General features: G+C 62.7%; 13 protein-coding genes. 10 read left to right on the plus strand and 3 right to left on the minus strand.

The features are described from left to right. Positions 1-34 precede the first annotated feature (34 nt). The 3 genes from E5720_RS19660 to E5720_RS19670 are packed head-to-tail and all read right to left on the minus strand — an operon-like array spanning position 35 to position 3,110. Entirely contained in the window at positions 35-886 is an 852-nt protein-coding gene (locus E5720_RS19660) for a carotenoid biosynthesis protein (RefSeq protein WP_136172020.1), read from the minus strand. After that, complete coding sequence (locus E5720_RS19665) at positions 883-2,493, minus strand: NAD(P)/FAD-dependent oxidoreductase (protein ID WP_136172021.1); 1,611 nt, start codon at positions 2,491-2,493, stop codon at positions 883-885. The genes E5720_RS19660 and E5720_RS19665 overlap by 4 nt, the downstream gene beginning before the upstream one ends. Before the next feature lie 23 nt (positions 2,494-2,516). After that, on the minus strand, positions 2,517-3,110 hold the full coding sequence (locus E5720_RS19670; RefSeq protein WP_136172022.1) for a GNAT family N-acetyltransferase: 594 nt from the start codon (positions 3,108-3,110) through the stop codon (positions 2,517-2,519). A gap of 227 nt (positions 3,111-3,337) precedes the next feature. Between E5720_RS19670 and E5720_RS19675 the strand changes: the two genes are divergently transcribed. From E5720_RS19675 to murD, 10 genes are all read left to right on the plus strand, one after another. After that, on the plus strand, positions 3,338-3,787 hold the full coding sequence (locus E5720_RS19675; RefSeq protein WP_136172023.1) for an SAV_6107 family HEPN domain-containing protein: 450 nt from the start codon (positions 3,338-3,340) through the stop codon (positions 3,785-3,787). Positions 3,788-4,028: 241 nt separating this feature from the next. Next, complete coding sequence (locus tag E5720_RS19680; RefSeq protein WP_136172024.1) at positions 4,029-4,469, plus strand: DUF3040 domain-containing protein; 441 nt, start codon at positions 4,029-4,031, stop codon at positions 4,467-4,469. A gap of 454 nt (positions 4,470-4,923) precedes the next feature. Continuing rightward, a complete protein-coding gene (mraZ, locus tag E5720_RS19685) occupies positions 4,924-5,355 on the plus strand; it encodes a division/cell wall cluster transcriptional repressor MraZ (RefSeq protein ID WP_136172025.1) in 432 nt (143 codons plus the stop codon). Between the two features lie 308 nt (positions 5,356-5,663). Beyond that, positions 5,664-6,644 (plus strand): 16S rRNA (cytosine(1402)-N(4))-methyltransferase RsmH, encoded by a 981-nt coding sequence (rsmH, locus tag E5720_RS19690; protein ID WP_136172836.1) that lies wholly within the window; start codon positions 5,664-5,666, stop codon positions 6,642-6,644. Then, entirely contained in the window at positions 6,641-7,369 is a 729-nt protein-coding gene (locus E5720_RS19695) for a hypothetical protein (protein ID WP_247596060.1), read from the plus strand. Before rsmH ends, E5720_RS19695 begins: the two co-directional genes overlap by 4 nt. A gap of 110 nt (positions 7,370-7,479) precedes the next feature. Further along, positions 7,480-9,315 (plus strand): penicillin-binding protein 2, encoded by a 1,836-nt coding sequence (locus E5720_RS19700; protein ID WP_136172837.1) that lies wholly within the window; start codon positions 7,480-7,482, stop codon positions 9,313-9,315. A gap of 189 nt (positions 9,316-9,504) precedes the next feature. After that, positions 9,505-11,106: a UDP-N-acetylmuramoyl-L-alanyl-D-glutamate--2,6-diaminopimelate ligase gene (locus tag E5720_RS19705; protein WP_136172026.1), complete on the plus strand. Its 1,602-nt coding sequence runs from the start codon at positions 9,505-9,507 to the stop codon at positions 11,104-11,106. Then, the gene (gene murF, locus E5720_RS19710; protein WP_136172027.1) at positions 11,103-12,632 is read left to right on the plus strand and encodes a UDP-N-acetylmuramoyl-tripeptide--D-alanyl-D-alanine ligase; all 1,530 of its coding nucleotides are present in this window, start codon (positions 11,103-11,105) and stop codon (positions 12,630-12,632) included. Before E5720_RS19705 ends, murF begins: the two co-directional genes overlap by 4 nt. Then, entirely contained in the window at positions 12,629-13,708 is a 1,080-nt protein-coding gene (mraY, locus tag E5720_RS19715; RefSeq protein WP_088945618.1) for a phospho-N-acetylmuramoyl-pentapeptide-transferase, read from the plus strand. The genes murF and mraY overlap by 4 nt, the downstream gene beginning before the upstream one ends. A 6-nt stretch (positions 13,709-13,714) precedes the next feature. Continuing rightward, positions 13,715-15,202, plus strand: coding sequence for a UDP-N-acetylmuramoyl-L-alanine--D-glutamate ligase (gene murD / locus E5720_RS19720; protein WP_136172028.1), 1,488 nt, complete (start codon positions 13,715-13,717; stop codon positions 15,200-15,202). Positions 15,203-15,268 lie beyond the last annotated feature (66 nt).

The raw sequence follows: 15,268 nt of genomic DNA on the forward strand, positions 1-15,268 counted from the left end.
ATGACACCGTCTGCGCCAGGGAGCCGAAAGAACGTCACCGAGTCCGCGTGCGTCCTCGAGGTTCGGTGGTCGGTTTTCTCGAAGTTGCCCATTTCGACATCGCCCAAGTCCATACGAGTGGAACTCCGACGACCCCCATCGCGAAAAATCCGTAGACGGCCGAATATCGAAGTTCGGGTCCGGTCAGAAGCGCGGCGTGTGCAAGCGCCGAACCAAGCCACGTCCAGGTGAACAGCACCAGAGGAGCGGTGTCGGAAATCGGCGACAGCGTGGTGCGGTCAGCTCGGAACCGGCGCCCCAGAGTATCGACGATCAGCGCCATTATGGCTGCGGTGACAAACCATCCCAGATAGTTGCTCACCGGAATCGAGGGGATTCCGGGTAGTCCGGCGATCGGAGACGTCCAGGTCCACTGCCCATCGGTCACCATCTGAGTGTCGAGGTAGAGATCCCATCCGACCATCCCGACCGCAGTGATCACGACTCGGTGAATTCTTCGACGCTCCGGAGAGGTCGACGATCGTTGCAACACATAGGAGACCGCGCACCAGATCGGATAGAACCCGGCCGTCCACGCAAGTGGGACCACCGCGGGCACGCCCACGATGTCGGGGCCGAGTCGACCAGTTGCATATCCATAGCTTCCAAAAGGGAACCCCGTTGCGGTTCCTACTATTTCGGCGATCAGGCCGAGCCCGGCAGTAGTCGCGAACAGCATCAGAGCCCAACCGAAACCGCGGGACACAGCGGCGTGTACGAGCGCACACGACGCGAGGAGGACGACGACGGCGACGGTGACGACATCGCGTCGCGACCCGGTCACGAGGGGGTACGAAATCTGGGCCAGTATTGCGGCACCCGCGAGTGCCACGACGAACCTGTTCATCGTCTTCGGTTCCCGATCCAGCGGCGGAGTCTGCCGGCTCGTGCGTCGGCCAGGGCGATTCGGGCCGCACTCCGCCCGCTCGCCGCGGACACTCCGCCACCCGGGTGGGTCGAGGCACCCGTCAAATACATTCCTGGAGCTCCAGGCACTCGGTATCCGGCGAGCTGGGGGACCGGTCGCCACATCATCATCTGATCGAGTGACATCTCGACGTGCATGATGTTTCCCCCGATCAAACCGAGCTCGCTTTCGATATCGACAGGTGACTGGACATGTCGGTCGAGCACGGACGCACTGAAGCCCGGTGCGTAGGACTCGAGCTCGGCGACAATTCGGTCCGCCTCGAGCTCGGCGAGATCGTCGGCACGTACCTGCTCCGATCGACGCCACTGCCGTCCTCCGGACAGGGTGTGGGGCTGCCACTGTGACCACAGCGAAATCTGATGTTGACCTGCGGGTGCAACGGTGGGATCGATCGCGGTGAACGACATGCCCAGTACCGCAGGCCTCGGTGGGAGTTCACCTGCAGACGCGGACCCATGGGCCAGACGCAGATGTGCACGGTCGCGAACCAGCATCTGTAGACCCGTTGTCGCGTCGGAATCGGCCGCTGCGCTCGAATACTGCGGCAGCGAGTCGGTGGCGAGACGGACTGCCATCCCGATACCGGGGCCGACCCGAATGTGTCGGCGCCAGGCTTCGATGGCCCGAGGATCGTGGCCGCCTGCCGCGAGAAGATCGAGAGTGGTCAGAATGTGACAGCCAGCGATGACCATTCGGCTTCGGATCGATCGTCCAGAAGACGTCGTGGTGGTCCACTGCCCATCTCTCGGCGACACTGCCTCGACTGCATCGCCCACGGAAACCGACCCGCCCGTCGCCGACAGCCGAGCAACGAGGGCCTCGGTCAGTGCGCCACTTCCACCGATCGCACGCCCGGGCGGAAGCGTATGCATAAGGGCCGCGAAGCCGACCATGGGGGCAGTGCCTGGCTCGGACATGGGTGGCCCGGATTGCGCGCCGAACCACGCCAGTGCAGCTTTCAGGCGTTCACTGGTGAACAACGAATCGAGCAGGGCATCACCGGTAGTGAGGAATTCGCGAGACAATGCGCTTCCGCCGTCGGGGGCGTCGAGACCCCAGAAGGAGCGAAGCAGGCCTGGGCCGGTGGGTGGGGAGGAGAACGCCCGCATGGTCCTAGCGCTTCGTGGTCCCCACATTGCAACGAACTGTCTATAGGCGATCGCATCGGCGGTCCCGCAGGACCGCGCGATCGACTCGCATGTTCGGTCGAGGTCGCGATGGAAGACCAATGCTTCCTCGGTGGAGTTCGGGGCTCCTGGCGCGAAGGCCCACGGATCACACTCGGCGTAGCGCAGGCCGTAACTGGCGAGATCGAGTTCTTCGATTACTCCGGTGTGACGCACCATGATGTGCGCAGACGACCCGCGGTCCACGCGGTGTCCGGGGAATCTCTCCACGGACGACACCGCGCCGCCGGCGATCGTGTCTCGTTCGAGCACCTCGACGGACAGCCCAGCTGCAGCGAGATAGCAAGCCGAGGTCAAAGCATTATGGCCGGAGCCTACTACCACAGCGTCGATCACCGGTCCAGGCTATAGGTCGTCCTTCATTCGAACGGAAGTGCGTGACCCAGCACGGCGAACGGCCGTCGATCGCCAGAAAACGTGAAGTCGCGCAGCACATCCTCGAATCCGAGTCGCCGGTACAAACGCCAGGCGCGGTTTTCCTCTTGCTCGACCTCCGGGGTGGACAGAAGCACGCTCTTTTCGGGTCGATCCTGTAGAAGTCTGCGAGTGAGTGCGCGGCCGAGTCCATGGCCCTGGGCGCTCGGTGTGACGTGCAGTTCCGTCAACTCGAAGTAGTCGTCGAGTACTCCGTCGATGTACTCGCCCGTGTGCCCGGATCTGTGCAGCCCGTCGCGCACCTGCTGATGCCACCAATGATTTCGAGCACCGTGATAGCCGTATGCCACGGCGACCAGGGGTGCATCGGAGGTGGGGAGCACTGCTCCGACTCCCCGCCAGCCTGGCCGCGACAGATGCTCGATCCACATGGGAGCGCGGTGGTACTCGGTGCCCTGGGGGTAGCCCATGGCCGCTACGTAAATGGCCAGAGCTTCGGGGAGGCGGCGACGAATTTCCTGAGGGGAAAGGTCGACGAGATAGGGGGTCGTTTCCGCATCGGTAGCGACTGTTCTCAACCTTTCCTTGACTACTTGTCGGTGGGCGCAGTTATATTGAATATGTCGAACGAATGTTCGATGTCGGCGATCCGGCGAAGAGCTCGAGGGAAGCGAGACTCGCCGGGTTCCGACCTTAGAGCTTCATCGTTGTCCGGGCGTGTCGGTGGTACCTAATCCGTACCACCGAATCCGAATTACCAGATCGAACGGCCGCGTGAGGCGAATCGAACGGGAGGTGTTCGAGTATGGCTGCCAAAGTTCTCCGTGCTGACGTACGTCCGGGGGTATCGCCTCGCGCCAGAGCGTTGCTCGGTCGAGCGGATGCGATGCTGTCCGGGTCGGTGGGCGCCGCGGATGCCACCGAGATGTTTCTCGACTGCTATATAGCGGCTCTGCGCGGCGCGGCAGCGGTCCTGGAGGCGACCCCGATCGCCGCATCGCGAGTGCGCTCGCGAAGTGCCTGGGTGCTGATGGCAAAGGCGGCGCCCGCCCTAGATTCCTGGGCTGAGTACTTTTCCGGCTTCTCGACGACCAGAGCGGCCGTCCAGGCGGGCTTGCGCCGATCGATCGACGAAAACGACGCCGACGAGTTCTACCGCGAAGTGGGGCGATTCCTTCAGGTCGTGGAGGAGTACATCGGAGTCGATTCACGACTCGACAGACAGGAAGTCCGTCCGCACTCGATGTCTGCTTGAGCGCGGCGTTCTTCGCCGGTCCGCGTCTGGCGCCTGCCGCGGGTACTGCAGATCAACGACTTCCGAGTGCCGATTGTGGCGTTGCGCTGGGGAACTTCGAACATTCTCAGGAACACATATCGCGAGTAGGTGGTAAGCAGGCGATTCTGCTCGTATTATCGACAGTAGGTAGCCGCCAAGGTCAGCTTCCCGTCGTTTCGGACCCGAAATGACTTTCAATTTCTGTTCAGGGGGAGGTACCGTGCCACTCTCCGAGCACGAGCAGCGCATGCTCGATCAAATCGAGAGCGCTCTCTACGCCGAGGATCCCAAATTCGCCTCGCACGTACGAAGCGGACGCATGCGTACGGCATCGAGCAAACGCCGTTTTCAAGCGGCCGCATTGTTCGCGTTGGGGCTTGTTCTTCTGATCGCCGGGGTGGCTCTGCCATTCAAGCCCGGCGGTTTTCCTGTGATAAGCCTCGTCGGCTTCGTCCTGATGTTCGGGGCAGGCGTGCTGTTTCTTCTCGGCGGATCACGCAAAGCTGCAACGCCGTCCGACGGCGACGCATCGAGTGTGAGCGGATCCAATTCCGGGTCCGGTCCGAGGAGCTCGGGGCAGAAGTCCAAGTCTGCCCGTAAAGGCGGAGGCTTCGCGTCGCGCATGGAAGATCGGTTCCGGCGGCGGTTCGAGCAGGAGTGAACACTGTGCGCGCGATTGCAGTCTGATGGACTCGATCGTGGCCCGCAGCGGTTGACGTCAAAGAACGCGCGGCACTAGAACGCGCGATGCTGAAGAACGCGAAAGCGGTGTTCCATCGAGAGATGGGGCGCCGCTTTTTTGCTGTCCACATCGCGTTCGCCCCGCTGGCCGGGGCTGTACCTGTCAATCCCCACTTGGACCCACTGCCGCCCGTTCGGCGATTCGCAGCCCTCGGGACGTGGACCCGAACTGCAGTTTCGTCGTCTCAGCTCGCGCAGTAGATTCCTCGATCCGAGCCAGGCGCGCCGATGGCATAAATCCTCCCCACAGCCTTCCACCGCTTTGAGCTGCGCTTTTGTGTGGATGATGACAAACGAATCCTCGTCAGGGATTGATAGTGGGGGGAAGTGGGGTAAAGTGGTGGACAGCGAAGGGTTCAGGTAGGAGGTGTCGAGTGTTCCTCGGTACCTACACGCCAAAGCTCGACGACAAGGGTCGGTTGACATTGCCGGCGAAGTTCCGCGAAGCGCTTTCTGGAGGTGTGATGGTGAGCAAAGGGCAGGATCACAGCCTCGCCGTCTACACCCCGGAGGAGTTCTCCGAGCGGGTTCGCAAGCTCACCGAAGCCTCGCGCTCGAATCCCGTCGCACGTGCGTACATAAGGCAGTTGGGTGCCGGCACCGACGAGCAGCAGCTCGACGGGCAGGGGCGGATCATGATCAGCGCCGACCATCGGCGCTACGCGAATCTTGGGCGCGAAGTCGTCGTCAACGGTTCCATCGAGTTCATCGAGATCTGGAACAAAGAGTCCTGGACCCGTTACTCGGCGGAAAGCGAGCAGAGCTTCTCCGACGCCTTCGACGAATCCCTCGGAGGGATTATGTAGCGCCACTAATTCACCGCCGAGTGCCGCGAGGCCTCTGCCCGATCAGAACCCTGACGTTCTTCCCCAACGCCAGGTTTCACAGATCAGGACCCTGACGTTCTTCCCCAACGCCAGGATCCCTATCGGACAGGGACCTCGAAGCATTCGACACAGTTCATCTCTTCGATCCGCTCGCCGAGCACAAGGTGCGCCAAGCAAGACCGGGAGGAATCATTGTGGAAGGCGAGTCTCAGCCGCCCGCCCCGGACAGCCCTCCTGGCGGCCCTGAAAATACCGCAGGACCGTCGCAGGGATCCAATGCATCGAATATCCCTCGTGCCAAGCATATTCCGGTCCGGTTGGGCCGAGCCGACGAACTGCTGGGTCCAGCGTTGACCGCAGTAGGCCCCGGTGGAGAAGGCAGCGTCATGATCGATGCCACCCTCGGGCTCGGGGGCCACTCCGAACACTTTTTGCGAACCTATCCCGGTGTACGTCTTATCGGCCTCGACCGGGATCCTGCCGCTCTCGAACTCGCGAGTCGGCGCCTGTCCGAATTCTCCGACAGGACAACGTTCGTACATACGACGTACGACGGAATCGGTGCTGCGCTCGAAGAGGCAGGTCTTCCCGAGTACGGGTCGGTACATGCCATTCTCTTCGACCTCGGTGTTTCGTCGATGCAGTTGGACGAGGCCGAACGTGGATTCGCCTATTCGATAGACGCGCCTCTGGACATGCGGATGGACTCGACGGTGGGTATTACGGCCGCGGACATCCTCAATACCTACAGTCATGGCGATATCGCGCGGGTGCTCAGTACCTATGGTGAAGAGCGGTTCGCGGGTCGTATCGCATCGGCGATCCTTCGGCGTCGGGCGATCACTCCTTTCGCCACGAGCGGTGCCCTGGTGGAACTTCTCTACGAGTCGATTCCGGCAGCTACGCGCCGCACGGGCGGGCATCCGGCCAAACGCACCTTTCAAGCTCTGCGCATCGAGGTGAACGGTGAGCTGGATTCGCTGGAGAAGGCAGTACCTGCCGGTCTGGATGCACTCTCGATCGGCGGACGAGTGGTGTTCATGTCCTACCAGTCGCTCGAAGATCGAGTAGTGAAGAAGGAACTTGCTCCTCGGGTCAAATCTCGTAGCCCAGAGGGTCTTCCGGTCGAGCTCCCCGGGATGGGTCCTGAGTTCGCACTGCTCACCCGAGGTGCCGAACGCGCCTCGGAACAAGAAATCGAAGACAACCCGCGTTCGGCGCCTGTGCGCCTACGTGCAGCCGAGCGCATCGCAAGGAGAGCGGCATGACAATCACCGCGGGTTCGGCAGGAACTCGGCGTACGCGTCGAACACGAGCGACCTCGACGGAGACTGGTGCTGCACGCTCCGGTGCTGCCTTGCGCGCCTACGAGCGTCGTCAGCAGCGAGCCACGGTGTACTCCGGGGACGCAACGACCAGCAGTCACGGCGCTGCTCGCTTATCTCTGTCCGGGGCGTCGATGACTGCCCGGATTCCGTTCGTCGCTCTGATCATCGGACTGTTGTCGCTCGGGCTCGGTCTGACGCTGCTTCTGACGACTCGGTCGGCGGGGGATTCGTATGACCTGTCCGACGCCAAGGCGTACAACGAGGGACTCGTTCAGGAACGTGCCTCGCTTCAGCGCGACGTCGAATTGGCAGACTCGGCACCAGAACTCGCGAGGCGTGCCGCTGAGATGGGGATGGTACCCGCGGGGAATGTCGCACGTCTCGTCGTGGCGCCCGATGGTTCCGTGCAGGTGATCGGAACGCCGGCGCCAGCGGAAGGCAAGCCGGTAGCGCCCCTGGATCCGCCGGATTCGCAAAGTGTTTCGCCTACACAGTCACCGCCCTCGGTCACTCCGCGCTCGGCTTCTTCTCCCACACGTCCAACACCCGCCACGCCGAACACATCCATTGACGCTCGTGCCGGGGCTCTCGGTGAACAATTGGTTCCCATGAGTACCCAATCGGAAAGTCCGTCGCCGGATAACGCGTCGGGTAGTCGGCAGTGACACGGCCGACCACCGGAACAGCTGGACGTCCACGGTCGACACGTCGAGCACCGGGGGTCGGCGCACGAGACGGCGCCAGAAGGCCCGCGAGTAGATCATCAGGTTCGTCGCTGCCGCCTCGACACCCTCGCCGCGGACGGTTCGACGCGTCTTCCTTCGGTTTTCGGAGCGGGTTCGGGCGAGTTCTGATGTTCGGTGTGCTCGCACTCGTTGCGCTGCAGCTGTTGTGGATCATGGGGGTCGATGGGAGTCGGTTGTCGGCAGAGGCGGCTTCGCAACGCACGACGACGCTTGTCGATCCTGCGACCAGAGGCGCAATCACTGACCGTAACGGCAAGCCGATCGCGTTCACGATGGAGGCCAAAGCACTGACGTTCCAGCCGGTTCGGGTTCGGAAGGAATTGGACGAGGCGCGAGCGAAGGATGCGACCGAGCCCGGAACCGACGATCGGCTGAAGGCCATTGCTGCCGGACTTCACGACGAACTCGGTGACATTGCGAGCGAGAAGGACATCCTCGCGAAACTGAAGAGCAACGACACATTCACTTACCTCGTGCGTGGAGTCGATTCGACGGTCGCAACAAAGATCAGCAAGGAATTCGAAGAAGTAGGACTGGAAAGACAGGACATCCGCGAATACCCGGGTGGATCGCTCGCCGCGAACATGGTGGGGGCAACGGGTTACGACGGACACGGTCTGCTGGGGCTGGAAGATTCGCTCGATTCCACTCTCGCAGGAACCGACGGATCTCAGACGTACGACCGCGGGTCCGACGGCGCGGTCATCCCGGGGAGCTGGCGTGACAAGCAACCCGCCGTCAACGGCTCGAGCGTCGAATTGACGATCGACGCCGATCTTCAGTACTACGTGCAGCAGCAGGTGCAGTTGGCGAAGGATCTGTCCGGTGCGAAGGATGCTTCCGCTTTTGTGCAGGATGTGCACACCGGTGAGGTTCTCGCCATGTCGAACGACAACACCTTCAACCCAGGTATCGGGGTCGGCAACAACGACAAGAACAAGCAGATGGGCAATCTCCCGGTCACGACCCCCTTCGAGCCCGGTTCGGTGAACAAGATCATCACTGCGGCAGCTGCGATCGAATACGGTCTGACAACGCCGGACGAGGTTCTGCAAGTACCTGGAAATATCTTCATGTCCGGCGTCTCGGTCAAGGATGCGTGGGAGCACGGCGTGGCTCCGTACACGACGACGGGCGTGTTCGGGAAGTCCTCCAATGTCGGGACTTTGATTCTTGCGCAGCGTGTCGGCGAAGATCGATACGCGGACATGTTGTCCCGCTTCGGCTTGGGGCAACGTAGCAACGTCGGTCTACCGTACGAAAGTGCTGGCAGCGTCCCGAGCCGCGACCAATGGTCGGGCGGCACCTTTGCCAACCTTCCTATTGGACAGGGTTTGTCCATGACACTGCTCCAGATGACGGCCATGTATCAGGCCATCGCCAACGACGGAGTGCGGATCCCACCACGAATCGTTCGGTCGACGACGGGTCCGAGCGGAGATAAGGCCGAGACCGAGCAGCCGGAGGGCGTGTACGTCGTCAGTCCGCAGACTGCCTCGACCGTCCGTGACATGTTTCGCTCCGTCACACAGGACGACACCGGTAATCAACGGGGAACCGGGGTCGCGGCCGGTGTACCCGGCTACCAGATCAGCGGCAAGACCGGTACGGCGCAGCAGGTCGATCCGGACTGCAAGTGCTACTCGAACTCGAACTACTGGATCACGTTCGCGGGGATTGCGCCCGCCGACAATCCGCGGTACGTGATCGGAATCATGCTCGACGCGCCGTCCCGGAGTGCCGACGGTTCCGGTGGTCAGTCTGCCGCGCCGCTTTTCCACAACATCGCGAGTTGGATGCTTCAGCGTGACAGCGTGCCACTGTCGGCCGATCCCGGACGCAAACTGGTTCTGCAGGCCGACTGACATGATTACCTTTTGTTCTGTGATCGCGATCGACGAATCGGAGCAACTCCCGATTCGGGTCCGGGTGCACACGCCGGTAACCTGACTCGTCGGCCTCTTCCGCACATTCGGGGGTTTTGGATATCCGTGTCGACGACCGCGCCCCCGGCGGACCCGAGACATCCTCGCAGCCGGGCAGAAAGGAGCACAGTGACTGTGCCAGAAGTGCCGCACCCTGCTCCGACGGCGTTTCGCCCGTCGAAGCCGCCCCACACGTCGGTCGAGGAACTTGCCGGCGCATCGGACGCGGTGGTCGTAGACGATGGGGTGACGCATCGCATTCCTGTCACCGGCATCGACCTGCGTGCCCAGGGCATCGAGCGCGGCGACCTTTTCGCAGCGCTCCCCGGATCGTCCACACATGGTGCGACGTTCGTCGAGGATGCGCTGAACAGGGGTGCGGTCGCGATCCTCACCGATTCCGAGGGTATGGGCATCGTGCGTGGCAAATATCCGCAGTTGCCGGTACCGGTCCTGCTTCACGAGAGCCCGAGGATGATTCTCGGCACCGTCTCGGCGCTCGTCTACGGCAATCCTTCCGAGAGCATGACCGTCATCGGCATTACCGGCACGTCCGGAAAGACGACGACGGCATATCTCCTCGAGGCTGCTTTGGTCGCTGCAGGCAAAGTAACGGGGTTGATCGGGACCATCGAGACGAAGATCGCTGGTTCCCGGGTCCCGAGTGCCCTCACCACTCCGGAAGCGCCTCAATTGCACGCGTTGTTCGCGGTGATGCTCGAGCGTGGGATCGATACGGTGGTCATGGAGGTGTCCAGTCATGCCTTGGCATTGGGCCGCGTCGACGGCACGGTGTTCTCGGTCGGCGCCTTCACCAACTTGTCGCAAGATCATCTGGACTTCCATGATTCCCTCGAGGACTACTTCCAGGCGAAGAGTCGACTGTTCACTGCCGATTCGCGTGTCCGAAGTCGCTCGGCCGTCGTGTGTGTCGACGACGATTGGGGAAAGAGGATGGCCGACATAGCTCGTGCGGCCGGAACGAGTGTCCTGACCGCCTCGGTCGCGGCGCACTCCGATTGGACGATCGCAGACTGGTCGAAGGAAGCCAACGGCACACAGAACTTTTCGATCGTCGAACCGGGCGGCGCGAGCTTCCCAGCCGAGATTCGACTACCCGGCCGATACAACGTTGCCAATGCGGTACTCGCCGCTGCAGCATGCTCGGCGGCAGGGGTCGATGTCGGTCGCGCAATTCGCGGTATGGCCGAAGTCGACGTCCCCGGCAGAGTGCAACGCATCGTTCGCGGCCAGGACTTCCTGGCCGTGGTCGACTACGCACACAAGCCTGCCGCAGTGGAAGCCGTCATCGAGACATTGCGAGAACAGACCGCGGGACGGATTGCGGTGGTCCTCGGTGCAGGCGGTGACCGAGACAAAGCGAAGCGTCCGTTGATGGGCGCCGCCGGAGCACGCGGGGCGGACCTGCTGGTGATCACCGACGACAATCCACGCTCGGAGGACCCGTCGGCGATCCGTGACGCGATGTACGACGGGGCGTTGGCCGTCGACCCGCAGGCGCGCGGTGAGGTCCGAAATGTGGCCGGCCGCGAATCCGCCATCACCGAGGCTGTGAAGTGGGCAAGGGCGGGCGACGTCGTTCTGGTCGCGGGAAAAGGCCACGAAACCGGACAGGACATCGCGGGTGTGAAGCATCCATTCGATGATCGGGTGGTTCTTGCGGCCGCCATCGACAGCAGGATCGACGCAGAAGCAGGAGATCCATCGTGAAAGCGTTGACACTCGACCAGATCGCGAACATCGTCGGCGGAACCCTGCACGACGTACCCGACCCGTCACGGATCGTCGACGGGTCGGTCGAGTTCGATTCCCGCAAGGTAAACCCGGGAGGTCTGTTCCTGGCGTTGCCGGGAGCAAACGTCGACGGACACGACCATGCAGCGGCAGCAGTGGCTGCTGGTGCCGCTGCAGTCCTGGCTGCCCGTCCCGTCGGGGTGCCCGCAATTGTCGTCGAACCGGTTCCGCACGACGGTCGAGCCATGGCTCTCGAGCACGATCGCGATGGATCAGGAGCCGCGGTTCTCGGCGCGCTGTCTGCATTGGCTCGTGCCTCTGTTGTCGACCTGACGAATACGACCTCTCTGACGGTCATCGGCGTGACCGGATCCTCGGGAAAGACATCGACGAAGGATCTACTTGCTTCGGTACTGGCGCCACTGGGTTCCGTTGTTGCGCCGCCCGGGTCGTTCAACAACGAATTGGGCCATCCCTGGACGGCCCTTCGGGCCGACGAAACCACGAAGTTCTTGGTTCTCGAGTTGTCGGCGCGAGGCGTGGGGCACGTTGCCGCTTTGGCCTCGATCGCGCCTCCACGAATCGGCATCGTCCTGAACGTCGGAACGGCCCATCTCGGCGAGTTCGGATCGAGAGAAAAGATCGCGCTTGCCAAGGGTGAATTGATCGAAGCGCTTCCGAATGCCGCGAATGGCGGTGTCGCAATTCTCAACGCAGACGATCCGCTGGTGTTGTCGATGAGGTCACGGACGTCGGCTCGAGTGGTCACAGTCGGGCATTCGGTGGAAGCCGATGTTCGAGCAACGGACGTCGAACTCGACGCCGACGCGCGCGCGCGCTTCACTCTTGTCACCCCTACTGGGAGCATCGGCATCGCTCTCGCCGTCCACGGTGAACATCAGGTAGGCAACGCACTGGCCGCGGCCGCTGTGGCTCTCGAATGCGGCGCGAGCCTCGAGATGATCGCGACCGCGCTTGCCGGTTCCAATGCCACCTCGGTTCGCCGGATGGATGTTCGTACCCGTCCCGACGGGGTAACCGTCGTCAACGATTCGTACAACGCCAATCCCGACTCGATGCGGGCCGCGCTCAAAGCACTGGTTTCGATGTCGCGCTCGGGCAGCGGGCCGCGTCGGCGGACGTGGGCTGTATTGGGTGAAATGGGTGAACTGGGTCCAGAATCAGTCATCGAGCACGACGCGATCGGAAGGCTGGCCGTGCGACTCGATGTGAGTCGTCTGGTGATCGTCGACTCCGGTCGTCCGACACGAGCGCTCCACCAGGGCGCGGTGATGGAGGGGTCGTGGGGTGAAGAGTCGATGCTCGTGTCCGGCGACGCGGAGGCAATTGCGGTTTTGCGACGCGAGGTGTTGCCCGGTGACATCGTCCTGGTGAAGGCTTCGCAGTCGGTCGCGTTGTGGTCGGTGGCCGACGCGTTGCTGGAACCGCCGAACGAGGCAGATGGAGAGAACGAGACGATGACACCGGAGGAATCGCAGTGAGACAGATCCTCTTCGCCGGAGGTATTGCACTCGCTGTGGCGATCCTGCTCACGCCTGTGCTGATCAAGGCATTTTCGAAGCAAGGATTCGGGCAGGAGATTCGGGTCGAGGGCCCTGCAAGCCACCAATCCAAGCGAGGGACTCCCACCATGGGCGGTGTTGCGATCCTCGCCGGGTTGTGGGCTGGGTACTGGGGCTCGCATCTGATCGGTATCGGTTACGAAGCGGACGGGCCGTCGGCTTCGGCCCTTCTGGTTCTGGGTTTGACCACGGTGCTGGGCCTGGTGGGTTTCCTCGACGACTTCATCAAGATTCGTAAGCAGAGAAATCTTGGCCTGAACAAGACCGCCAAGCTGGTGGGTCAACTTTTCGCTGCCGTAATTTTCGGCGTCCTTGCCCTGCAGTTCCGAGGGCCGAACGGGCTCACCCCCGGAAGTACCCAACTGTCCTACGTGCGCGACATCGCCACAGTCAGCATGGGTTCGATCGTGTTCATCGTGTGGTGCTACTTCTTGGTGACTGCCTGGTCCAATGCGGTCAATCTGACCGACGGCCTCGACGGTCTGGCGGCAGGCTCGATGACATTGGTACTCGGCGCTTACACGGTCATCACGTTCTGGCAATACCGCATGGCGTGTTCCACCAACCCAGGGCCAGGCTGCTACGACGTTCGCGATCCGCTGGACCTCGCCCTCATCTGTGCGGCCGCGGCGGGTGCATGTATCGGATTCCTATGGTGGAATGCTGCGCCCGCAAAGATATTCATGGGGGACACCGGATCCTTGGCGCTGGGTGGTCTGCTTGCCGGATTGTCGATCGTGACGAGAACCGAGCTGATCATGGTGGTGATCGCTGCACTGTTCGTCGCCGAGGCAGCGTCGGTCGTGATCCAGGTTGCGGTCTTCCGCTCCAGTCGACGACGAGTATTCCGAATGGCGCCGTTCCATCATCACTTCGAGCTCGCCGGGTGGGCGGAAACCACGGTAATCATCAGATTCTGGCTTCTGGCCGCCATCGCGTCGGCCGTCGGGCTGGCCCTGTTCTACAGCGAATATCTCGCTGCAATCGGAGGGTAGACACACGTGTCCGAGACTGCCGACGCGACCGGATACGACGAAGATCTGACGTGGCTTCGGGGACGCACCGTCCTTGTCGCAGGCGCTCGCGTGTCCGGCTTGGCGGCGGTGCAGCCGCTGCTCGAGTTGGGAGCGGACGTTCTGGTCACCGATTCGGATCCGGGGGCGCTGGACAACGCCCGCGCACTCGGGGCGGGCGTCGTGTTGCAGGACGAGCTACTCGCCGACACCGATCGAATCGGTGCACTCGCACTGGTGGTGACGAGCCCTGGATTACGAGCTGATTCGCCGGTGCTGGCGGCGGCCGCGAACCACGGTGTCGACATCTGGGGCGACGTCGAGTTGTCATGGCGGATCGATCGTGCCGGAATCTACGGCCCGCCGACGAGATGGCTGGTCGTCACCGGTACAAACGGCAAAACCACGACAACGTCGATGCTGGCCTCGATATTGAAGTCCGCAGGGATCGACAGCGTCGCGTGCGGGAACATCGGTCTGCCGATACTCGATGCCCTTCGACTCTCGCCGCATCCGCGGGTGTTGGCCGTCGAACTGTCGTCTTTCCAGTTGTTCTGGGCTCCGTCGGTGCACCCCGCCGCGGGTGCGGTGCTCAATATCGCGGAAGACCATCTCGATTGGCACGGTGGTATGGATGGTTACGTCGAGTCCAAGGCCCGGGCGCTGAACGGTGATATCGCTGTGGTCGGTCTCGACGACGCCCGCGCCGCCGCGCTCTCGGCGATATCGCCGGCGGACCGCGTGATCGGATTCCGATTGTCCGAGCCTGCGGACGGCGAGTTCGGCATAATCGGTGATCATCTGGTGGATAACGCGTTCGCCGATAGGGAGCAGATCGTGCCGGTGTCGGCGGTGGTGCCCGCCGGTCCCGCCGGGTGGATGAACGCGCTTGCGGCCTCTGCTCTGGCTCGCGCGATAGGCGTCGGCGCGGACCATGTGGCCGACGGTATCCGTACTTATCAGGTTGGCCCCCATCGCGGCGCCGTGGTTCGCACGACGAACGAAGTGACGTTCGTGGACGACTCGAAGGCCACCAACCCGCATGCTGCACGGTCTTCGCTCCTCGCATATCCCCGCGTCGTTTGGATCGCAGGGGGACTGCTCAAGGGCGCTGCCATCGATGAACTCGTCGTCGAAATCGCTCCGCGTCTCGTCGCCGCACTTGTCATCGGCCGCGATGGGATCCAGATCGCAGAGGCGGTGGCGCGACACGCACCGGATGTTCCCGTTGTGCGGTATCCGGCGGGAGACGATGCTGATGTGACTCATGTTGCTGTAGATGCTGACGTAGTGATGCGGGCGGTCGTCCAAGAGGCAACACGTCGAGCGCGGCCCGGCGACACCGTGCTGCTGGCACCTGCAGCGGCGTCTCTCGACATGTTCGTCGACTATGGGCATCGCGGTCGCAGCTTCGCCGAGGCCGTAGTCGATCTCGACTCCGCGGATATCGGCCACGCCATCGGGCCGGTATCGTGAGTACCGCTTCCGGTCGATCTCGACCCGGCGCTGGTCCGTCCACCAGCGGACCACGGACCAGAATCG

Source organism: Rhodococcus sp. PAMC28707 (assembly GCF_004795915.1).
Classification (GTDB): domain Bacteria; phylum Actinomycetota; class Actinomycetes; order Mycobacteriales; family Mycobacteriaceae; genus Rhodococcoides.

What these genes read in the sequence shown, in the direction of transcription:
- E5720_RS19660 (WP_136172020.1), bottom strand. Translation starts at nt 886, where the DNA reads ATGAACAGGTTCGTCGTGGCACTCGCGGGTGCCGCAATACTGGCCCAG.
- E5720_RS19675 (WP_136172023.1), top strand. Translation starts at nt 3,338, where the DNA reads ATGGCTGCCAAAGTTCTCCGTGCTGACGTACGTCCGGGGGTATCGCCT.
- E5720_RS19695 (WP_247596060.1), top strand. Translation starts at nt 6,641, where the DNA reads ATGACAATCACCGCGGGTTCGGCAGGAACTCGGCGTACGCGTCGAACA.